Raw genomic sequence first — 21364 nt, forward strand, 5'->3', positions numbered from 1 at the left:
TGCTGAGCGCCACGCAGAGCAGCAACCCGTTCACCGGTGACTGCACGGCCAGGCCCCAGGTCGGCGCCCGAGTTAGCGCCGGCCGCTCACCTCCGCATCCGGTACAGCACGTATCCGCGCAACCAGCTCCTTGATGTGATCGGCAGCAGCAGCGAGCTGCGCACCAACATCGGTGACTGCAGCTTCCTCCTGAATCATCTGCAACAGCCGCTCACGCGCCACCGTCGATGCCGGCAACCCACGTCGCGCAGCGAGCGACTCGAGCGCCTCGAACTCCTCCGGATTCAGCCGCACCTGCAGCACCCTGCTACGCGCAAGATTCGGCCGCGACACCTTCACATGCTTCGGCAACGGCCGCTCCGACTGATCCGCCTCCGCAGCCTCAGCCTCCTCGCCGACACGCGCCAGACGATCCTCCAGCGTTTCCTTCATCAGTAACCTCCTGCGCGTAGCAGCGGCGATCACGGCTGTTGGCCTTCCATGCGTTCACCCCGTACACCACGCCCTCGTGCTCGATGGTGATGACGGTCAGGATGTCGCCGTAGCTAGGCGAGTTGCCAATGGTGCGCACGCTGTCACCCGACTTGCTGTTGTAGTCGGGGTCGAACATGACTGCTTGCGGGTCGGCGAGTGCTTCGTCGGCCTGCGCCGGGGTGACGCCGTGCTTGGCGATGTATTCGCCTCGCTTGCTCCAGTCGACCGCCACACCAGACTGTACTATATGTGTATTACAAAACGCAATGCCGGGGAACCGGTGCTTAGGACACCCGAAGTCAGGCGACGCCATTCCTCTCGGCCTCAGCCGCCCCGCAACACCCGATACACGTGTCCCGACCAACCGAAACGACTTAGCGATCACCACCACCCGCTCGCCCGCAGCCGCCGACTGGGGTTACTGCACACACGGCGCGCTCGGGAAATGGTCAAGCGCAATGCCGGGTACTTCGCCGCTGGGTAGACGATCGTTCCGGTGCCGATGTCCCTGATCAGTGGGGGGAAGTCGCGGTAGTCGAGGTTCAACCACTGGTTGTATGGGCGAAGACCCTTCTAGATCACGTCGATGATTTCCCGCGAGACTTGATAGAACTGGTCGTAGAGCGGGTGGTCCATTTCGATGTCGAGCTCGCCGCCGTTCTCGGTTTGGTAACCGGTGTCGTAGACGCAGACGTAACTCTCTCCGTCGGGGAACTCGACGAGGTAGCGAGTGCCGGGGTGCTCATTTTCGTAGCCCTCAAGCGCCCATACCTAAAGCTCTTCCTCGGGGTGAAACCGGCTCGTGAGGTGCGGCCCTTCTTCGAGGAATTGGGATCGGCTGGTTCTAGTGTCCTGAATCTCTATTCGCGGTGCAGTGGACCGAAGATTTCCGGCGGACTTGCCCGTGACGTGTCATCCGCCGCCAGTATGGTCATGACACTTTCGTCAGCAAGAGGGGAAACACGCGTTATGGGTTCCGTGCACGAGGTCATCGAGGCGTTTCGCAAAGCGCCGTCGAACTCCGAGCGGGGAACGAAGTTCGAGCAGCTCATGGTCCGCTACTTCCAGTTGGACCCCATGCTGTCGCAGCAGTACGACGCCGTGTGGCGGTGGGTCGACTGGCCGGATCGCAAGGGCAAAACTGACACCGGCATCGATCTCGTGGCGCGCGACCGCGACACCGGGGAGTACACCGCGATCCAGTGCAAGTTCTACGAGCCGACGCACACCCTGTCGAAGGGTGACATCGACTCGTTCTTCACCGCGTCGGGCAAGGCACCGTTCAAGAACCGGCTGATCATCTCCACCACCGACCGGTGGGGGAAGAACGCAGAGGATGCGCTGGAGGACCAGACGATTCCTGTTCACCGCATCGGTTTGGCGGACATTGCGGAGTCGCCGATCGACTGGGACATCGCGTGGCCACAGGGCGATCTCGTCGTTGACCTGGCTCCCGCGAAGCGGCTGACTCCGAAGCCGCACCAGGAGCAGGCGATCCAGGCGGTGCTGCGTGGCTTCGATGTCGGCAACCCGCGCGGCAAGCTCATCATGGCCTGCGGCACCGGAAAAACTTTCACCGTTTTGAAGATTGCCGAACGGATCGCCGACGGCAGGGGCCGCAGCGCGCGCATCCTCTTCTTGGTGCCGTCGATCTCTCTGCTGAGTCAGACCCTGCGGGAGTGGACCGCCCAGTGTGAGCTGGACCTGCGTGCGTTCGCCGTCTGCTCCGATACCAAGGTGTCGCGCTCGGCCGAGGACTACAACGTCCACGACGTGCCGATTCCGGTGACCACCGATCCGCAGCTGCTGCTGCACGAGATGCAGCACCGCAAGCGGGCACAGGGTCTGACGGTCGTGTTCTGTACCTATCAGTCGCTTCCGGTGGTCGCGCAGGCGCAGGGCTTGGGGGTCGACGAGTTCGACCTGGTGGTCTGCGACGAAGCGCACCGCACCACCGGAGTCACGATGGCCGGCGAAGACCCGTCGAACTTCGTGCGGATTCACGACGCCGACTATCTGAAGGCCGCGCGCCGTCTCTACATGACCGCCACCCCGCGCATTTTCGACGAGAGCGTCAAGGACAAGGCCGACCAGCACTCCGCCGAGCTGGTGTCGATGGACGACGAGCTCACCTACGGTCCGGAGTTCCATCGTCTTACGTTCGGTGAGGCCGTGGAGCGCGGGCTGCTCACCGACTACAAGGTGATGGTGCTGACCATCGACGAGTCGGTGATCGCCCCGCGACTGCAGCAGGAGTTGGCGGGCCACGCCGCCGAACTCATGCTCGACGACGCCTCGAAGATCGTCGGTTGTTGGAACGGTCTGGCGAAGCGAGCCGGAACATCGCCCGACGGAACGGGATTCGATCCCGGTGAGCCGCCGATGCGGCGGGCGGTCGCGTTCGCCAAGGACATCGCCACGTCGAAGCAGGTCGCCGAGCTCTTCCCCAAAGTCGTTGTGGCGTACCAAGATCTGCTGGACGAGCAAGAGAACGAAGGTCACCCCGTCGCTGCGACCAACCGGGATCTCGCGTGCGTCACACGTCACGTGGACGGGACTTTCAACGCGCTGGAGCGCAATGCGCAGCTGTCGTGGCTGAAAGCGCCCGTACCGGAGAACGAATGCCGGATCCTCACCAACGCCCGGTGTCTTTCCGAGGGTGTCGACGTGCCGGCGCTGGATGCCGTGCTGTTTCTGCATCCCCGCAACTCGATCGTGGACGTGGTGCAGTCGGTCGGGCGAGTTATGCGAAAGTCGCCGGAGAAGGATTACGGCTACGTGATCCTGCCGGTAGCGGTGCCGGCAGGTGTCGAGCCCTCGGTGGCGCTCGCCGACAACCGGCGCTTCAAAGTGGTGTGGCAGGTACTGAACGCACTGCGCTCGCACGACGAGCGGTTCGACGCGATGGTCAACAGCATTGCGCTGAACGCGGCTTCGGCGAAGAAGGGCGGCCTGGGTACCGACAAGCTGCTCGGCGGACATATCGGGCCCACCACTGAGGACCCATGGTCGGAATCCGGCGAAGCGAAGAAGGACGGAGAGGGCGTCGCCACCCAGATGGCGTTGTTCTCGCTGTCGAAGTGGCAGGAGGCGGTCTACGCCCGGATCGTCGACAAGGTCGGCACCCGGACGTATTGGGAGCAGTGGGCCGCGGACGTCGCCGACATCGCCGGTAGGCTCACCACGCGGATCGAGGCGTTACTTGGCGGCGCCAATCCGAAAATCGCCTCGGCGTTCGACCAGTTCGTCGCCGGTCTGCGCGACAACCTCAACAATTCGATCACCGAAGCCGACGCGGTGAGCATGCTGGCCCAGCATCTGATCACCAAGCCGGTTTTCGACGCGCTGTTCGAGGGCCATGACTTCGCGTCGCACAACCCGGTGTCGCAGGTGATGCAGAAGATGGTCGACATCCTCGGCGACGCGGGGCTCGAGGCGGAGACCCAGAAGTTGGAGGGCTTTTACGCGTCCGTGCGGCGGCGGGCCGGTGAAGTCACCAGTGCCGAGGGCAAGCAGCAGGTGATCGCGGAGCTGTACGAGAAGTTCTTCCGCATCGGCTTCAAGAAGCAGGCCGAGGCACTCGGAATCGTCTACACCCCAGTGCAAATCGTCGACTTCATCTTGCGGGCCGCCGACCATGCGATGCGCGAGCACTTCGGCAAGGGCCTGACGGACGACGGCGTGCACATCCTGGACGGCTTCGCCGGCACTGGGACGTTCATCACTCGACTGATGCAGTCAGGTCTGATCACGGCGGCCGACTTGGCGCGCAAGTATGCACATGAGTTGCACGCCAACGAGATCATGCTGCTGGCGTACTACATCGCGGCGGTCAACATCGAGACGACGTATCACGCGCTGACCGGCAAGACGGCCGATGCTGATGCGTACGAGCCGTTCGAGGGCATGGTGCTCGCCGACACGTTCCAGATTCACGAGGCCGGCGACTCGATGGACGCGATCATGTTCCCGCAGAACAACGATCGCATTCTCAAGCAGCTGAACACGCCGATCAATGTGATCGTCGGGAACCCGCCGTACTCGGTGGGGCAGTCGAGCGCAAACGATCTGAACGCGAACGTGAAATATCCAACGTTGGACAAGCGGATCGAGGAGACGTACGCGAAACGGTCGACCGGCGGCCGCAAGTCCCAGCTTTACGACTCCTATATCCGAGCATTTCGGTGGGCCACCGACCGGATCGGCGACAGCGGGTAGTGGCGTTCGTCTCGAACGGTGGCTGGATCGACGCAAATACGGCTGATGGCATGCGGCTATCGCTTGCCGACGACTACTCGGTGATCTACGTCTACAACTTGCGGGGAAATCAGCGGACTGCGGGTGAGCTGTCGCGCAAAGAAGGCGGCAAGGTGTTCGGCGGCGGCAGCCGCAATACCGTTGCCATCTTCATCGGCATTAAGGTTCCTCAGCGCACGAACCCGTGCCAGATTTTCTATCGCGATATCGGTGACTACCTGAGCCGGGAACAGAAGCTGCGCATCATCGCCGACAACACTCTGTCGTCGCTTGAGTGGCAAGCTGTCACACCAAATGCACACGGCGACTGGGTAAGTCAACGTAGTGACGAGTTCCTCTCATGGCCGGTGATCGGAGACAAGTCCGGGGGGCACTGCGTCTTCACAAGATATTCGCTCGGGCTTGGAACCAATCGCGACACCTGGTGTTACAACTTCTCGCGCCGTGCGCTCGAGTCGAACATGCGTCGCATGATCGATTTCTACAATCGCCAGGTCGACGGATACGCCGCGTACTGCGTCGAACGAGGTATTAACGACCCTAAGGGCCACGTCGACGAGTTCATCGATACTGATCCAACAAAGATCAGCTGGGGTGGCACGCTCAAGCTGGATGCAGCCGTAGGCAAGCGAATTTCGTTCGTCGCCGAGTCGGTTGTGGACGGCTGTTATCGGCCGTTCCTCCGGCAACATGTGTACTTCAACCGAGATCTCAATAATCGCGTATACCAGCTGCCGTGTATGTTCCCGACGCCGCATCACCCGAATGTCGGAATCTACGTTCCTAATGCAGGCAGCTCCGCTCCGCCGTTCATGTGCTTGATGACTGATCGCGTTCCCGACCTTGGGGCCGCTGGCGTAAGTGGTGTTCAGTTCTTTCCGCGCTGGACATACGAGAAGGTGGAACCCGCTGACGGCACTTTGAATTTCGGCACCGCCGACGTCGACGCGCACGGCTACCGACGCGTCGACAACATCACCGACGGGATTCTCAAGCTCTATCGCGAGGCCATCGGCGACGTCACCAAGGACGACATCTTCTACTACGTCTACGGCCAACTTCACGATCCGCAGTACCGCCAGAAGTACGCCGCTGACCTGAAGAAGATGCTGCCGCACATTCCGACACCACAGACCCGCGAACGGTTCCAGCAGCTCACCGACGCCGGCCGCAAGCTGGCCGATCTGCACGTGAACTACGAGTCCGTCGAACCGTATCCGCTTGACGTGCAACTGAAACCGGGCGCAGACCCGGATGATCGTGAGACCTGGCGCGTGCAGAAGCTGAAGTGGCGCAGCAAGACTGACCACTCCGCGATCATCTACAACTCCAAGGTGACCATCGAAGGTATCCCGGAGGAGGCCGAGCGCTACATGCTCGGATCGCGCTCAGCGCTCGGCTGGATCATCGACCGCTACCAGGTCACCACCGACAAAGCCTCCGGCATCGTCAACGACCCCAACGACTGGTGCGACGAACACGACGACCCCACCTACATCGTCGACCTCATCAAGAAAGTGACCACCGTCAGCCTCGAGACCATGAACATCGTGGACCGCATATGAGAGCCCGGCATGTGAATGTGTCTCGGGCTCATCACCTCTCGAACGGTGATGACTTCCTCGATTCCGGTCCGATCAGGTGGGTTCCCTGTATAGCGCCAATCACGTTGCTGCTCTGGCGGATGCGATGAGGTTGGCGATCTCGCGGCTCTGGCGCTGTGGCCGCTGTGGGCATCGAGCCCAGTCCGGCTCGATACCTGCGCCGCCTCCTGCATGGGCCGCGACACCAAAGGCCGTCTGCTGCACGTCGGCGATTGCGAGGCTCGTGAGCACGACCATCTGGTGATTGTTTTCGACACACTACTCAGGGAGCGGGTGGGGCATGGATCCCGAAGACTGCGAACTCGACTCGGCCGATGACATAGACCTGGACGCGGCCGACCTTCACACCGTCACCGGTGAAAACATCACTGAGGCGCGAGCTGCGCAGGTGGTTGAACAAGCCGAGAAGAAGGCGCGGGGGGCCAACTTGATTCCGGGCGGTAAGTCCTTGTCTGGTGACGGCAAGCACTCGCCGATCGTGCAAACACGGGTTTCAGAAACCACACGCGACAAGCTGCAGAAGATCGCCGCTGGGCGGAAGGTGAGCGTGTCAAAGTTACTGCGAAACATCATCGAGGAGTGGGTCGACGTTAACGGGTACTAAGCAGGCCTATGAATCAGCCGGGCGGTCGTCCTGCAAGGGGGAACCATGTGGCAGAGGCGGTGTGCGCCCGTAACGGGAATAACGGGGTGTCGCGGCTAGGCTGCGCAGACCGATTCAAGTCCGTTGAGTGATCGGCTCGCGTGGCGTCGTCCTCTTCGTAGTCCATCCAGGCGTTGACAACCTCGGGGCGCGTACGAACTGGTGGATCTATTCATAGGGATCCGTTACGTGTCGCCGCGGCGGCAGGGTCGCCGGCGGAACTCGCGCGTGACGACGAGTTACCTACCGGACCGCGCGAGGTCCCTGCAACTTCCGCCCGCCAGCAGCCGCACCGCCGCACACCAGACTGGCACGAGCATATCGTCGTACACTTCTATACACATTGAGGTGTATAGTGCGGACGTGTCGCGCACCAACATCGACATCGATGACGCGCTTGTCGCGGCCGCGCAGCGCATATACCGGCTGGATTCCAAGAAAAGCGCCGTGGACCTTGCGTTGCGCAGGCTCGTGGGCGAGCCATTGGGTCTGGACGAGGCTTTAGCTCTGCAGGGCAGCGGATTCGACTACACGAACGATGAGATCGAGGCGTTCTCAGCCGAAGAAAACCATCCCGGCGCTGACCGGTAGATGATCGTCGACACCTCAGTTTGGATCGAGTACCTCAGCACCACAGACTCGGCCGCCAGCCGGTGGCTGGCGGACCGAATACGCGCGGATGACCGAATCGTTGTTCCCGATGTGGTGTTGATGGAGCTGATGATCGGCACCACCGACGAGGCAACGGCCGCGCTGCGTCGGCGCCTTCTGCTGCGTTTCCAGATCGAGTCGCTCGCGCCCGTCCGAGACGCCGAAGATGCGGCGGCTATCCACCGTCGCTGCCGTCGCGGCGGCGACACCGTGCGCAGCCTGATCGACTGTCAGGTCGCAGCGATGGCACTGCGTCTCGGTGTGGCCGTCGCGCATCGAGACCGGGATTACGAGGTGATCCGAAAGCACTGCGGCCTGCAGACCAAGCCGCTGTTCTGACATCTACGCTGGCACGCACGTTTGCCGAATTCGCGCCGTGGCTACCCGAACGGCTAGCCACGAACAAAGGAGGCGCAAATCATGGCTGTGCCGGCGATAGCCCACCAGGGGCACCCGAAAAGTCGGGACGTGAGCCAATGGGTGATTCCGGTGATCCTCGCCGCATGGGTGGTTGTCCTGCTCTGCGGCTTGCTGGTCAGTGGCGTCGCGTGACTTCGGAACATATCCCGAGCTGAGGACGTTGGGCTGACCATGGCAACCAGAAACCTCACCGCCGCGGAATTCAACGAAACGATCAACGGCAACGAAATCGTGCTGCTCGACTTTTGGGCGTCGTGGTGTGGCCCGTGCAAGCAATTCGCGCCCACGTTCGAGGCGTCGTCGGAAAAGCATCCGAACATCGTGTACGCGAAGGTCGACACGGAAGCCGAACAAGAACTCGCAACGCAGGCGCAAATCCGTGCAATTCCCACGCTCATGGCCTTCAAGAAAGGCACGCTGGTGTTCAACCAGGCCGGCGCGCTGAGCCCGGCCATGCTCGAGGAACTGGTCCAGAAGGTAGAGGCGCTCGACGTAGACGCCGCGCTCGCCGCACAGCGCGCACAAGGCGACGGCGAACAGGTCTGACCGCCCGCACGCGATAGCGTGCAATCCGTGAACAACGACTTCGTCCTGGTCGACCGCCCGCGTCCGCATGTCGCGCTTGTCACACTGAACCGGCCGGAACGCATGAACTCCATGGCGTTCGACGTGATGGTTCCGCTCAAGGCGGTGATCGAGGACATCACCTACGACAACGACGTGCGCGTGGTCGTGCTCACCGGTGCCGGCCGCGGCTTCTCCTCGGGCGCCGACCACAAGTCCGCCGGCTCAGTCCCTAACGTCGCCGGCCTGACCCGGCCCACCTATGCGCTTCGCTCGATGGAAATTCTCGACGACGTCATTCTCGGCCTGCGGCGCATGCACCAACCCGTCATCGCGGCGGTCAACGGCGCCGCGATCGGCGGTGGACTGTGCCTTGCCCTGGCCACCGACATCCGCATCGCCTCGACGGCCGCCTACTTCCGGGCCGCCGGCATCAACAACGGCCTGACCGCCAGCGAACTGGGCCTGAGCTACCTGCTGCCACGTGCGATCGGATCGTCGCGCGCGTTCGAGGTCATGCTGACGGGCCGCGATATCCACGCCGACGAAGCCGAACGCATCGGTCTGGTGTCGCGCACAGTGCCCGGCGACGAACTGCTCGAGACGTGCTATCAGATCGCCGATCAGATCGCCGCGTTCTCCCGGCCCGGAATCGAGTTGACCAAGCGCACGCTGTGGACTGGACTGGACGCCAGTACCCTGGAGGGACACATGCAGGCCGAAGGCCTCGGGCAGCTGTTCGTGCGTCTGCTCACTTCCAACTTCGAAGAGGCCGTCGCCGCGCGTGCCGAGAAGCGCGCACCGGTCTTCACTGACGACAAGTAAGGGACATCCGCCATGATCACCGCAACGGACCTCGAGGTCCGCGCCGGCGCGCGGATCTTGCTGTCCGCGGCGGGTTCGGCGTTGCGGGTGCAGCCCGGCGACCGCATCGGCCTGGTCGGCCGAAACGGTGCCGGCAAGACCACCACTATGCGGATCCTCGCCGGAGAGGCGGAGCCCTACGCCGGCACCATCCATCGCAAAGGCGAGATCGGCTATTTGCCACAGGATCCGAAGGAAGGCAACCTCAGCGTCATCGCCCGCGACCGGGTGCTGTCGGCCCGCGGCCTCGACACGCTCATGACCGAGCTCGAAAAGCAGCAGGCCGTCATGGCGGAGGTTGTCGACGAAACCGAACGCGACAAAGCTGTCCGCCGCTACGGCCAACTCGAGGAGCGGTTCGCCGCGCTCGGCGGATACGTCGCCGAAAGCGAAGCTGCGCGGATCTGCGCGAGCCTCGGCCTGCCCGATCGCGTTCTGATGCAGCCACTTCACACCCTTTCCGGCGGACAGCGTCGCCGCGTCGAGCTCGCCCGGATTCTGTTCGCCGCGAGTGAGGGCGGAGCCGGCGCCTCCGGCTCTACGACCACGCTCTTACTCGACGAGCCCACCAACCACCTCGACGCCGACTCGGTTGGCTGGCTGCGCGACTTTCTGCAGAGCCACACCGGCGGTCTGGTGGTGATCAGCCACAACGTCGAGCTGCTCGCCGACGTCGTCAACAAAGTCTGGTTCCTCGACGCGGTCCGCGGCGAGGTCGACGTGTACAACATGGGCTGGCACAAGTACCTCGACGCCCGGGCCACCGACGAGCAGCGCCGCCGCCGCGAACGCGCCAACGCCGAACGCAAGGCGACGGCCCTGCGGGCACAAGCCGCGAAGCTCGGCGCCAAAGCCACGAAAGCCGTTGCGGCACAGAACATGCTGCGTCGCGCCGACCGGATGATGGCCGGCCTGGACGAGGAACGCGTCGCCGACAAGGTGGCGCGCATCAAGTTCCCCACGCCGGCGCCGTGCGGGCGGACACCGCTGACAGCCACGGGGCTGACCAAGACATACGGCTCGCTGGAGGTGTTCAGCGGCGTGGACCTGGCGATCGACCGCGGCTCGCGCGTCGTCGTGCTCGGCCTCAACGGCGCCGGCAAGACCACGCTGCTGCGGCTTCTGGCCGGCGTCGAAACTCCCGACACCGGCGTCGTCGAACCCGGACACGGCTGCAAGATCGGATATTTCGCGCAGGAGCACGACACGCTCGACAACGGAGCAACGGTGTGGGAGAACATCCGGCACGCGGCACCCGACTCCGGTGACCAGGAGTTGCGAGGTCTGTTGGGCGCGTTCATGTTCAGCGGCCCACAGCTGGAACAACTCGCGGGCACGCTATCCGGAGGCGAGAAGACGCGGCTTGCGCTGGCCGGGCTGGTGGCCTCGACCGCGAACGTGCTCTTGCTCGACGAGCCCACCAACAACCTCGACCCCGCCTCGCGCGAGCAAGTGCTCGACGCGCTGCGCAGCTACGTCGGCGCGGTGGTTCTGGTCACCCACGATCCCGGCGCCGCCGAGGCGCTCGACCCCCAGCGGGTGGTGCTGCTGCCCGACGGCACCGAAGACTTCTGGTCCGAGGACTACCGCGATCTCATCGAGCTGGCCTGAAACACCAACGATTTCGGTCAATCGCCTCCATCGCCGCGTCGTTGCCCCTACCCTGCAAAATGCGGATGCTTTCACAGCGGGGAGATGGCGATGAGAAAGCCGGACAAGCAACGCGCGGAGTTGCTACACGAGCTTCGCAACGAATACGAACACGGGGCGAGCATCAGGAAGCTGGTCGCATCGACTGGCCGCTCATACGGTTCCATTCACAGCATGTTGCGTGAATCGGGCACCACGATGCGCGGCCGCGGCGGCCCCAACCACACCCGCAGACGCGCCAGCTAGCGGCTCCGCACTGACTCCTCGACGAGATCGAGGACCGCGGAGAGCCGTTTGGGATCCTCTCCTGACGCCAGCCGCGCCACGAGTCCGTCGAGCACCAGATCCAGATAGCACTGCAGCACGTCGCCGGGTACGTCGTCGCGCAGGCGCCCGGCTTTGCGCTGCCGACGTAGCCGCGCCGACGTCGCCGCCGACAGCTCCGCGGACCGCTGCATCCAGCCGCGGTGAAACGCCGGGTCGTTGCGCAGCTTGCGGGCGATCTCCAATCGCGTTGCGAGCCAGTCGAATTGCTCCGGCGCGGCCAGCATGTCGCGCATCACCTGGATCAGGCCCTCGCGTGACGCGACGTCGGCCATCCGCTCGGCGTCCTCGCGGGCCAGTTCGAAGAACAGCGCGTCCTTGTCCCTGAAGTGATGGAAGATCGCCCCCCGCGACATCCCGATCGTCTCTTCGAGCCGACGCACGGTCGCCCGGTCATAGCCGTATTGGGCGAAGCAACGTCGAGCACCGTCAAGGATCTGACGTCGACGAGCCGCCAAGTGCTCCTCGCTGACTCGGGGCATGTGGCGGCCGGTCAGGACCTCAGCATGCTGCGCAAGACGTACTGCAGGATGCCGCCGTTGCGGTAGTAGTCGGCCTCGCCGGGCGTGTCGATGCGCACCACCGCGTCGAATTCGACGTCGTCGCCGCCTTCCTTGGATGCCTTGACGTGCACGGTCTTCGGCGTCTTGCCGTCGTTGAGTTCCTCGATCCCGGTGATGTCGTAGGTCTCGGTGCCGTCAAGACCCAGATCCTTCGCCGACTTGCCCTCGGGGAACTGCAACGGGATCACGCCCATGCCGATCAAGTTGGAGCGGTGGATGCGTTCGAAGGACTCGGCGATCACCGCGCGAACGCCCAGCAGCCGCGTGCCCTTGGCCGCCCAGTCGCGCGACGACCCGGACCCGTACTCCTTGCCGCCGAGCACCACCAGCGGAATGTCTTGCTCCGCATAGTGTTGCGCCGCGTCGTAGATGAACGCCTGCTCGCCACCCTTGGTGAAGTCGCGCGTGTACCCGCCCGACACGTCGTCGAGCAGCAGGTTGCGCAGCCGGATGTTGGCGAACGTCCCGCGAATCATCACCTCGTGGTTGCCGCGCCGCGAACCGTAGGAGTTGTAGTCCTTCTTCTCCACGCCGTGCTCGTCGAGGTACTGAGCCGCCGGGGTGCCGGGTTTGATGCTGCCGGCCGGCGAAATGTGGTCGGTGGTCACCGAATCGCCGAGAAGCGCGAGCACCCGCGCACCCTTGATGTCGCTGACTGGTTCCGGATCGGCCGGCATGCCGTCGAAGTACGGCGGCTTGCGCACATACGTCGACTCCGGGTCCCACTCGAACGTCTTGCCTTCGGGCGTCGGCAGGTTGCGCCACCGCTCGTCGCCCTTGAACACGTCCGCGTAGTTCTTGGTGAACATCTCCTGATTGATGGAATCGTTGATGGCGGCGTAGATGTCCTCGCGCGCCGGCCAGATGTCGCGCAGGAACACATCGTTGCCGTCCTTGTCCAGGCCCAGCGAGTCGTTCTCGAAGTCGAAATCCATGGTCCCCGCGAGCGCGTAGGCGATGACCAGCGGGGGAGACGCCAGGTAATTCATCTTGACGTCGGGATTGATGCGGCCCTCGAAGTTGCGGTTGCCGGACAGCACCGCGGTGACGGCCAGGTCGTTGTCGTTGACGGCCTGCGAGACCTCGTCGGGCAGCGGCCCCGAGTTGCCGATGCACGTGGTACAGCCGTAACCCACCAGATAAAAGCCCAGCTTCTCCAAATACGGTGTCAGACCGGCCTTTTCGTAGTAGTCGGTGACCACCTGCGAGCCGGGGGCCAGTGACGTCTTCACCCACGGCTTGGAGGTCAGGCCCTTGTCCACCGCGTTCTTGGCCAGCAATGCGGCACCCAGCATCACCTCGGGATTAGAGGTGTTGGTGCAGGAGGTGATCGCCGCGATCACCACCGCGCCGTGGTCGAGCGTGAATTCGCCGCGGTCCTCGGAGCTCACCTTGACCGGGTTGGACGGACGACCCTCCGACTTGTTGGCCGCCGAGCGAAGGTCTGCCTCGCCGTCGTCCGAGTAGCAGATCGCGGCCGGGTCGCTGGCCGGGAACGTCTCGTCAACGGCCTCGTCGACCCTGCTGTACTCCTTCTTTTCGGGGTCGTCGCCGACGTAGTTCTTGATGTCGCGGCGGAAGGCGGCCTTCGCGTTGGACAGCGGGATCCGGTCCTGCGGGCGCTTCGGCCCGGCGATCGACGGCTCCACCGACGCGAGGTCGAGCTCCAGGTATTCGGAGAACTCCGGCTCTTTGTCGGGCTCGTGCCACATGCCCTGTTCCTTCATGTACGCCTCGACCAGCTCGCACTGCTCGTCGCTGCGCCCGGTGAACTTCAGGTAGTCGATGGTCACCTGGTCGACCGGGAAAATGGCTGCGGTGGAACCGAATTCGGGGCTCATATTGCCGAGGGTGGCGCGGTTGGCCAGCGGCACTTCCGCCACGCCCTCGCCGTAGAACTCGACGAACTTGCCGACGACACCGTGCTCGCGCAGCATCTGCGTGACGGTAAGGACGACGTCGGTGGCGGTGACACCGGGCTTGATTTCGCCGGTCAGCTTGAAACCGACCACCCGCGGAATCAGCATCGACACGGGCTGACCCAGCATTGCGGCCTCGGCCTCGATGCCGCCGACGCCCCAGCCCAGCACGCCGAGTCCGTTGACCATGGTGGTGTGCGAGTCGGTGCCCACGCAGGTATCGGGATAGGCGACGCCGTCGCGGTCCATCACCACCCGGGCCAGGTACTCGATGTTGACCTGGTGCACGATGCCGGTGCCCGGCGGCACCACCTTGAAGTCGCTGAAAGCGCCCTGGCCCCAACGCAAGAACTGGTAGCGCTCACCGTTGCGCTCGTATTCCAGCTCGACGTTGCGCTCGAACGCGTCTTCGCGCCCGAACAGGTCGGCGATCACGGAGTGGTCGATGACCAGATCCGCCGGCGCGAGCGGATTGACCTTGTCGGGATCGCCGCCCAGCTCGCCGATGGCCTCGCGCATGGTTGCGAGGTCCACGATGCACGGGACGCCCGTGAAGTCCTGCATGATCACCCGGGCCGGGGTGTACTGGATCTCGACGCTGGGCACGGCCTTGGGATCCCAATTCGCGATGGCCTCGATGTGCTCCTTGGTGATGTTCGACCCGTCTTCGTTACGAAGCAGGTTCTCGGCCAACACCTTCAAGCTGTAGGGGAGTTTCTCGGTTCCTTTGACGGCGTCCAGGCGATAGATGTCGTAACTCTTGTCGCCGACCTTCAGGGTGTCGCGGGCATCAAACGAGTTGGCCGATTCTGCGCTGCTCACATTCACTCCCAGTTAAGTTGTCGGCCGGCGGCGGGCTGTTGTCGCCGGCACCTGCGATCCTAGCAGTACGCTTGTCCTGTTTCACCGGGGCGGCGGGCCGATTCTCCGTCCGCCCGGGCGAAGCCGCACCCGCAGGGTGTACCCACTTTGTAGGTGCGCTCCTCGCTCTTCGCGCAAGCGCTCGAGCGCCCGCGGTACGGTCATCACCGTGACGATGCCGCAGATTCCTCTCTATATCCCGGTAGAGGTGTGCGCGACCGTCGGAGCGTCCCCGGCGACACCACCCGGCGAGTGCCTGAGCCAAGTCCTGGTCGACGTCCGCGACGACGGTGTCAGTGCGCCCAAGGACGTCGACGTCGCCGGCCTGCGCCAGGTGGTCTCCGATGCCAAGCAGAAGGGCATCGACCTCAAAGTCGTCTGGCTGCCGAAGAACCCGCCGATCGACACCCCGCTTCGCGACATCGCCACCGAAGTCGGCCATGCCTATCCGGGTTCGACGGTCCTCGTCATCAGTCCCGGGTGGGCCGGCACGTACAGCACCACCTATGACCGGGTGACGTTGGAAGCCGGACAAGACGTCGCCAAAACGGCCGGAAATCCGGTACAGGCCGCAAAGAATTTCGTCAGCCAGCTGCAGACGCCGACCTTTTCGTGGACTGCGCTCACCATTGTTCTGATGGTCGTGGTGACGGTTGCGACCGTGCTCACCCGGGTACTGCAGGTGCGTAGCAGGCGCGCAGCGCAGCGTGCCGAGGTGCCGTCCGAGCCCACCGGCTGACCTGCGCTTTCCACCGACGCCGGCCGCAGTGGCTGCTGCCCGGATAACTAATTGGTCACAGCATTCTCAATTACAAGTTTGTAGTTTGTGACCAAAGTTTCTTCAGTGTCAAATGTGACGTACGGTTCCTATGTCCACTTCTGTTATTGAAGTGATTCGAGTGTCGACTCGGCACTGACGAGCGCTTGCGCGAAGAGGCACGGACATAGGAGACCGAAGTCGCATGACATGCATCCGCCACTCGGTATGCGCGACAGCAGTGGTCGTCGGGCTGTTGGTGTCGACTCCGGGGCTGGCGGCCGCGGATCCCGCCCCGGCTGCTCCCGGCGAGATGGCATCGCTGATCGCAGCGGTGGCCGACGCCAATCAGAAGCTCCAGGACATCGGCGCGGCAGTGCAGAGCCGCCAAGAGGCGGTGAACAAGGCGATCGTCGACGTGCAGACGGCCCGCGAGCGGGCTGACGCAGCGAAGGCCGATGTGGCGGGCAGCCAGCGCGCGATCGAGGACGCGAACACCGCGATTGCGGCCGCCCAACAGCGCTTCGACACGTTCGCCGCCGCCGCTTACGTCAACGGCCCGTCGTCGTCGTATTTCTCGGCGACCAATCCCGAAGACTTCATCGCGACCGCGTCGGCGGGGGAGGCGCTCGCGATCAGCGCCAAGCAGACCCTCACCGATTTGCAGCGCGCCCGCACTGAGCAGGTGAACAAGGAATCGGCGGCAAGGGCGGCCCAGCAGAAGGCGGATCAGGCTGCTGCCGACGCGAAGCGCGCCCAAGACGACGCAGTGGCCGCACTGACCGACGCGCAGAAGCAGTTCGGCGCCCAGAAGGCCGAAGTCGACAAGCTGGCCGCCGAGCGCAACGCTGCCCAGGCCAAGCTCGACGCGGCCCGGGCCGTGTGGTCGACGTCGGCCGGCCGGGCCCCGCAAACGGCGCCGGCCGCTCCCGCCGCGGCACCGCCAACCGGCCCAAGGGATCGCTGGGACGCGCCGGGCTCGACTACCCCTGCGCCGCAAGCGAATACGCGTAATTGGGACGCGACGGCGTGGGATCCGACGCTGCCCGCGATCCCGAGCGCGTTCGTCAGCGGTGATCCGATCGCGATCATCAACGCGGTGCTCGGCATCTCGGCAACGTCGTCGCAGGTCACGGCGAATCTAGGCCGGAACTTCCTGATCAAGATGGGCATCATCAAGCCCAATCAGCCCGATCCCGGCATCACCAACGGACGAATCCCGCGGGTGTACGGCCAGCAGGCCTCCGAGTACGTGATCCGCCGCGGCATGTCGCAGATCGGGGTGCCGTACTCGTGGGGCGGAGGCAATGCGGCCGGACCCAGCCCCGGCATCGACGGCGACGAGAACATCACAGGCTTCGACTGCTCGGGTCTGGTGCTGTACTCGTTCGCCGGCGTCGGTATCAAACTGCCGCACTACTCCGGCGCCCAATACGACATGGGCCGCAAGATCCCCGCGGCTCAGATGCGCCGCGGCGACGTCATCTTCTACGGCCCGGGCGGCAGCCAGCACGTGACCATCTATCTGGGCAACGGCCAGATGCTCGAGGCCCAGCAAAGCGGCGTGCCGGTCAAGGTCTCGCCGGTGCGCACCAGCGGCATGACGCCGTACGTCGTCCGCTACATCGAATACTGACCAGGAGGGAAGAGTTCTTGCGTCCAACACGACGGCTGCGGATCGTCGGCGTCATCCTGGCGCCGTTGCTGATCGCGTTCGCAGCACCGGCGGCCGCCGAACCCGACGCCTGGGATCCCACGCTGCCGCAGGCCATCAGCGCCGGAGCGCCCGGTGACCCGGTCGCGATCGCCAACGCGTCACTGCAGGCCAGTGCCCAGGCCGCGCAGACCACCATGGACCTCGGCCGCAAATTCCTCGGCAGCCTGGGCCTGCTGCCCAACAATCCGGCCGCCGCGACTTCGCCGTCCGGGCGCGTGTACGGGCCGCAGGCGGTCGAGTACGTGATCCGGCGCGCCGGCTCGCAGATCGGAGTGCCGTACTCGTGGGGTGGCGGCAGCCTCACCGGCCCCAGTACCGGGGTCGAGGACGGCGCGGGCACCGTCGGGTTCGACTGCTCCGGGCTGATGCGCTATGCCTTCGCGGGCGTGGGCGTGTTGATTCCAAGATTCTCCGGCGACCAGTACAACGCCGGGCGGCACATCCCGCCGTCACAGGCCAAGCGTGGCGACTTGATCTTCTACGGGCCCGGCGGCGGGCAGCACGTGACGATGTACCTCGGCAACGGCCAGATGCTCGAAGCGTCATCGGTGGCCGGCAAGGTGACGATCAGCCCGGTACGCACAGCGGGAATGACGCCGTTTGTCACCCGAATCATCGAGAGCTGACCTGACACACCCAGCCGGTTGGCAGGCAACCTACGTCGACGGATGTCGGCACGCCTGGAATAGTTGACGTGGACATCGGTCTATCGACAGCTCGGGAGGATCTTGATGACGTCACCAGGTGGGCCGCCACAGGGCGCCGGAAGCTTTTCCGGGCCGGGTGCGTCGGGACCGGGCTACCCGGGTGCGCAGCCGGCTGCCGCGGGTGGACCGCCGCCCGAGCGCAACGGCGGGCTCTCCTCGGAGGTGCACACCCTGGAGCGGGCCGTTTACGAAGTCAAGCGAATCATCGTCGGCCAAGACCAGCTCGTCGAGCGGATGCTGGTGGGCCTGCTGGCCAAGGGCCACGTGCTGCTCGAAGGTGTGCCCGGTGTTGCCAAGACGCTGGCCGTGGAGACGTTCGCCCGGGTGGTCGGCGGCACCTTCGCCCGTATCCAGTTCACCCCCGACCTGGTGCCCACCGACATCGTCGGCACCCGCATCTACCGGCAGGGCAAGGAGGAGTTCGACATCGAGCTCGGCCCGGTGGTGGTGAACTTCCTGCTGGCCGACGAGATCAACCGCGCCCCGGCCAAGGTCCAGTCCGCGCTGCTGGAGGTGATGGCCGAGCGAAAGATCTCGATCGGCGGCAAGACGTTCCCCATGCCCAACCCGTTCTTGGTCATGGCTACCCAGAACCCGATCGAGCAGGAAGGCGTGTACGCGCTGCCCGAGGCGCAGCGGGACCGCTTCCTGTTCAAGATCAACATCGACTACCCGTCGCCCGAGGAAGAGCGCGAGATTATCTACCGGATGGGCGTCAAGCCGCCGGAGCCCAAGCAGATCCTGGCGCCCGGTGATCTGTTGCGGCTGCAGGACGTCGCGGCCAACACGTTCGTCCACCACGCGCTCGTCGACTACGTCGTGCGCGTCGTCACCGCCACCCGGCGCCCCGATCAGTTCGGCATGCCCGACGCCAAGGCCTGGATCGCCTATGGCGCCTCGCCGCGCGCGTCGCTGGGGATCATCGCCGGCGCCCGCGCGCTGGCGTTGGTGCGTGGCCGCGACTACGTGATCCCGCAAGATGTCATCGAGATCATTCCCGACGTGCTGCGGCACCGGCTGGTGCTCACCTACGACGCCCTCGCCGACGAGATCTCGCCGGAGACGGTGATCACCCGGATCCTGCAAACGGTCGCCCTGCCGCAGGTGAATGCTGTTCCGCAGCAAGGACATTCAGTGCACCCGGTGGTGCCGGCCGCGGCGGCAGCGGCTAGCGGTCGGTGAGTCCGTCCGCCGGTCGGACCGTCGACCTGCCGTCCTTGCAGCGTGGGCAGATTCGTGACCCGGAGCTGTCGGCGGCGCTACGCAAGCTCGAGCTCACCGTCAGGCGAAAGCTCGACGGCGTGCTGCATGGAGATCACCTCGGCCTGATTCCTGGGCCGGGCAGCGAGCCGGGCGAGTCGCGGCTCTACCAGCCCGGCGACGACGTACGCCGGATGGACTGGTCGGTGACAGCGCGCACCACCCAGCCCCATGTGCGCGAGATGATCGCCGACCGCGAGCTGGAAACCTGGCTGGTTGTCGACATGTCGGCCAGCCTGGACTTCGGCACCACCGGATGCGAGAAGCGTGACCTGGCGGTGGCCGCCGCCGCGGCGATCGCGTTCCTCAACAGCGGGGGCGGTAACCGGCTCGGCGCGCTGATTGCCAACGGGCAGGACATCATTCGGGTGCCAGCGCTGTCGGGCCGGATGCACGAGCAGAACGTGCTGCGGGCGATCGCCACCTCACCGCAGGCCCCGGTCGGGGTGCGTGGCGATCTGGCCGGCGCCATCGACGACCTGCGCCGTCCCGAGCGGCGCCGGGGGATGGCGGTGATCATCAGCGACTTCCTCGGACCGATCAACTGGATGCGGCCGCTGCGCGCGATCGCCGGCCGCCACGAAGTGCTGGGCATCGAGGTGCTCGACCCCCGCGACGTCGAACTGCCCGACGTCGGCGACGTGGTCTTGCAGGATGCCGAAACCGGGGTGGTGCGGGAATTCACCATCGACGCCAAGTTGCGTGAGGACTTCGAGAAAGCCGCAGCGGCGCACCGCGCCGAAGTGGCCCGCACGCTGCGCCGCTGCGGCGCACCGTTGCTGTCGCTGCGCACGGACCGCGACTGGATTGCCGACGTGGTGCGGTTCGTCACCAATCGGCGCAGGGGCGCCCTGGCAGGACGGTCGTAGCGCGACCGAACCACACGACTGAAATGACACAGCTGAAATGACAGACCTGAAATGACACTGCGTACTGACATCGGTGTAATGACACGCTGGGAACTGACCCGAAGCGGATCCGCATGAACGTTCCGCTGCTAGGTCCGATGACGCTGAGCGGATTCGAGCACAAGTGGTGGTTTCTGTTCCTGCTCGTCGTCGTGGCGCTGGTCGCGCTCTACGTCGTGGCGCAGTTGGCCCGCAAACGCCGGGTCTTGCGTTTCGCCAACATGGAGCTGCTGGAAAGCGTTGCGCCTCAACGCCCTAACCGGTGGCGGCACTTACCGGCGATCCTCTTGGTCACCTCGCTGCTGCTGTTCACGATCGCGATGGCCGGACCCACCCAGGATGTGCGCATTCCCCGCAACCGCGCAGTGGTGATGCTGGTGATCGACGTGTCACAGTCCATGCGGGCCACCGACGTTCCGCCCAGTCGACTGGCCGCCGCACAGGATGCCGCCAAGCAGTTCGCCGACGAACTGACCCCCGGCATCAACCTCGGGCTGATCGCCTATGCCGGCACCGCGACGGTGCTGGTGTCGCCGACAACCAACCGCGACTCCACCAAACGCGCGATCGACAAGCTGCAGCTCGCCGACCGCACCGCCACGGGTGAAGGCATCTTCACCGCGCTGCAAGCGATCGCCACCGTCGGCGCGGTGATCGGTGGGGGGGACACGCCACCGCCGGCGCGGATCGTGCTGCTGTCCGACGGCAAGGAGACGGTGCCGTCCAACCCGGACAACCCGAAAGGCGCCTACACCGCGGCCCGCACGGCCAAGGACCAGGGTGTGCCGATCTCCACGATTTCGTTCGGCACCCCGTACGGCTATGTCGAGATCAACGACCAGCGCCAGCCCGTGCCCGTCGACGACGAGACGCTGCGCAAGATCGCCGAATTGTCCGGCGGCGAGTCGTACAACGCGGGCAGCCTGTCGGAGCTGAAGAACGTGTACTCGACGCTGCAGCAGCAGATCGGCTACGAAACCATCAAGGGTGACGCCAGCACCGGCTGGCTGCGGCTCGGCTCGCTGGTTCTGGCCTGTGCTGCGATCGCGGCTCTGCTGATCAACCGTCGGCTGCCCACCTGAGCGGCTCCCTCGCAGCGCCCTCGCCACGCGCCCGCGCTGCGCGCCGAAACGGTATTCCGCGTGGCCTGCACTCGAACTTTCCCGCGGCAGTTACCGTCTGGGCGTCTTTGCAACGGCGATTTCTGGCTGAAGCGGCCGA

18 protein-coding genes and 1 pseudogene are annotated in these 21364 nt (G+C 64.8%); 15 read left to right on the top strand and 4 right to left on the bottom strand.

All coding sequences use genetic code 11. The annotated features are described in order from the left end of the window. Nucleotides 1-72: 72 nt before the first annotated feature. Nucleotides 73-432, bottom strand: coding sequence for a hypothetical protein (locus AC5Y39_RS10965; protein WP_500017167.1), 360 nt, complete (start codon nt 430-432; stop codon nt 73-75). Then, complete coding sequence (locus AC5Y39_RS10970) at nt 383-706, bottom strand: transposase (RefSeq protein ID WP_500017165.1); 324 nt, start codon at nt 704-706, stop codon at nt 383-385. Before AC5Y39_RS10970 ends, AC5Y39_RS10965 begins: the two co-directional genes overlap by 50 nt. 737 nt (nt 707-1443) lie before the next feature. On the opposite strand from AC5Y39_RS10970, the pseudogene AC5Y39_RS10975 reads away from it, so the two are divergent. From AC5Y39_RS10975 to AC5Y39_RS11015, 9 genes and pseudogenes are all read left to right on the top strand, one after another. Continuing rightward, nucleotides 1444-6296 (top strand): annotated as a pseudogene (locus tag AC5Y39_RS10975) (DEAD/DEAH box helicase). Nucleotides 6297-6615: 319 nt separating this feature from the next. Then, nucleotides 6616-6939: a DNA-binding protein gene (locus tag AC5Y39_RS10980; protein ID WP_500017163.1), complete on the top strand. Its 324-nt coding sequence runs from the start codon at nt 6616-6618 to the stop codon at nt 6937-6939. Between the two features lie 402 nt (nt 6940-7341). Beyond that, nucleotides 7342-7569 carry a type II toxin-antitoxin system VapB family antitoxin gene (locus AC5Y39_RS10985; RefSeq protein WP_500017161.1) on the top strand — a complete coding sequence of 76 codons (228 nt, stop codon included), beginning with the start codon at nt 7342-7344 and terminating at the stop codon, nt 7567-7569. After that, nucleotides 7570-7968, top strand: a complete 399-nt coding sequence (gene vapC / locus AC5Y39_RS10990; protein WP_500017160.1) for a type II toxin-antitoxin system VapC family toxin — start codon at nt 7570-7572, stop codon at nt 7966-7968. Nucleotides 7969-8049: 81 nt separating this feature from the next. After that, entirely contained in the window at nt 8050-8181 is a 132-nt protein-coding gene (locus tag AC5Y39_RS10995; protein ID WP_500017158.1) for a hypothetical protein, read from the top strand. 39 nt (nt 8182-8220) lie between these two features. Next, on the top strand, nt 8221-8595 hold the full coding sequence (trxA, locus tag AC5Y39_RS11000; RefSeq protein ID WP_500017156.1) for a thioredoxin: 375 nt from the start codon (nt 8221-8223) through the stop codon (nt 8593-8595). 18 nt (nt 8596-8613) lie between these two features. Next, nucleotides 8614-9438, top strand: coding sequence for an enoyl-CoA hydratase (locus AC5Y39_RS11005; protein WP_500017154.1), 825 nt, complete (start codon nt 8614-8616; stop codon nt 9436-9438). Nucleotides 9439-9450: 12 nt separating this feature from the next. Next, complete coding sequence (locus AC5Y39_RS11010) at nt 9451-11088, top strand: ABC-F family ATP-binding cassette domain-containing protein (RefSeq protein WP_500017152.1); 1638 nt, start codon at nt 9451-9453, stop codon at nt 11086-11088. A 90-nt stretch (nt 11089-11178) separates the two neighbouring features. Continuing rightward, nucleotides 11179-11373: a helix-turn-helix domain-containing protein gene (locus AC5Y39_RS11015; protein WP_500017150.1), complete on the top strand. Its 195-nt coding sequence runs from the start codon at nt 11179-11181 to the stop codon at nt 11371-11373. On the opposite strand, the gene AC5Y39_RS11020 is transcribed toward AC5Y39_RS11015, so the two are convergent. After that, entirely contained in the window at nt 11370-11933 is a 564-nt protein-coding gene (locus tag AC5Y39_RS11020) for a TetR/AcrR family transcriptional regulator (protein ID WP_499911954.1), read from the bottom strand. The genes AC5Y39_RS11015 and AC5Y39_RS11020 overlap by 4 nt on opposite strands. 11 nt (nt 11934-11944) lie before the next feature. Then, nucleotides 11945-14755: an aconitate hydratase gene (locus AC5Y39_RS11025; RefSeq protein ID WP_500017148.1), complete on the bottom strand. Its 2811-nt coding sequence runs from the start codon at nt 14753-14755 to the stop codon at nt 11945-11947. A 214-nt stretch (nt 14756-14969) separates the two neighbouring features. Between AC5Y39_RS11025 and AC5Y39_RS11030 the strand changes: the two genes are divergently transcribed. From AC5Y39_RS11030 to AC5Y39_RS11055, 6 genes are all read left to right on the top strand, one after another. After that, the gene (locus AC5Y39_RS11030; protein ID WP_500017493.1) at nt 14970-15533 is read left to right on the top strand and encodes an Rv1476 family membrane protein; all 564 of its coding nucleotides are present in this window, start codon (nt 14970-14972) and stop codon (nt 15531-15533) included. Between the two features lie 223 nt (nt 15534-15756). After that, a complete protein-coding gene (gene ripA, locus AC5Y39_RS11035; RefSeq protein ID WP_500017146.1) occupies nt 15757-17187 on the top strand; it encodes an NlpC/P60 family peptidoglycan endopeptidase RipA in 1431 nt (476 codons plus the stop codon). A 35-nt stretch (nt 17188-17222) separates the two neighbouring features. Continuing rightward, on the top strand, nt 17223-17894 hold the full coding sequence (ripB, locus tag AC5Y39_RS11040) for an NlpC/P60 family peptidoglycan endopeptidase RipB (protein ID WP_500017491.1): 672 nt from the start codon (nt 17223-17225) through the stop codon (nt 17892-17894). 105 nt (nt 17895-17999) lie between these two features. Beyond that, a complete protein-coding gene (gene moxR1, locus AC5Y39_RS11045) occupies nt 18000-19157 on the top strand; it encodes a chaperone MoxR1 (protein WP_500017144.1) in 1158 nt (385 codons plus the stop codon). Continuing rightward, entirely contained in the window at nt 19154-20104 is a 951-nt protein-coding gene (locus tag AC5Y39_RS11050; protein WP_500017142.1) for a DUF58 domain-containing protein, read from the top strand. The genes moxR1 and AC5Y39_RS11050 overlap by 4 nt, the downstream gene beginning before the upstream one ends. A gap of 113 nt (nt 20105-20217) precedes the next feature. Continuing rightward, nucleotides 20218-21225 (top strand): VWA domain-containing protein, encoded by a 1008-nt coding sequence (locus AC5Y39_RS11055; RefSeq protein WP_500017140.1) that lies wholly within the window; start codon nt 20218-20220, stop codon nt 21223-21225. Nucleotides 21226-21364: the final 139 nt, after the last annotated feature.

The organism is Mycobacterium sp. NGS39 (assembly GCF_059812765.1).

What these genes read in the sequence shown, in the direction of transcription:
- AC5Y39_RS10965 (WP_500017167.1), bottom strand. Translation starts at nt 432, where the DNA reads ATGAAGGAAACGCTGGAGGATCGTCTGGCGCGTGTCGGCGAGGAGGCT.
- AC5Y39_RS10980 (WP_500017163.1), top strand. Translation starts at nt 6,616, where the DNA reads ATGGATCCCGAAGACTGCGAACTCGACTCGGCCGATGACATAGACCTG.
- vapC (WP_500017160.1), top strand. Translation starts at nt 7,570, where the DNA reads ATGATCGTCGACACCTCAGTTTGGATCGAGTACCTCAGCACCACAGAC.
- AC5Y39_RS10995 (WP_500017158.1), top strand. Translation starts at nt 8,050, where the DNA reads ATGGCTGTGCCGGCGATAGCCCACCAGGGGCACCCGAAAAGTCGGGAC.
- trxA (WP_500017156.1), top strand. Translation starts at nt 8,221, where the DNA reads ATGGCAACCAGAAACCTCACCGCCGCGGAATTCAACGAAACGATCAAC.
- AC5Y39_RS11010 (WP_500017152.1), top strand. Translation starts at nt 9,451, where the DNA reads ATGATCACCGCAACGGACCTCGAGGTCCGCGCCGGCGCGCGGATCTTG.
- AC5Y39_RS11015 (WP_500017150.1), top strand. Translation starts at nt 11,179, where the DNA reads ATGAGAAAGCCGGACAAGCAACGCGCGGAGTTGCTACACGAGCTTCGC.
- AC5Y39_RS11020 (WP_499911954.1), bottom strand. Translation starts at nt 11,933, where the DNA reads ATGCCCCGAGTCAGCGAGGAGCACTTGGCGGCTCGTCGACGTCAGATC.
- AC5Y39_RS11030 (WP_500017493.1), top strand. Translation starts at nt 14,970, where the DNA reads ATGCCGCAGATTCCTCTCTATATCCCGGTAGAGGTGTGCGCGACCGTC.
- ripA (WP_500017146.1), top strand. Translation starts at nt 15,757, where the DNA reads ATGACATGCATCCGCCACTCGGTATGCGCGACAGCAGTGGTCGTCGGG.
- moxR1 (WP_500017144.1), top strand. Translation starts at nt 18,000, where the DNA reads ATGACGTCACCAGGTGGGCCGCCACAGGGCGCCGGAAGCTTTTCCGGG.
- AC5Y39_RS11055 (WP_500017140.1), top strand. Translation starts at nt 20,218, where the DNA reads ATGAACGTTCCGCTGCTAGGTCCGATGACGCTGAGCGGATTCGAGCAC.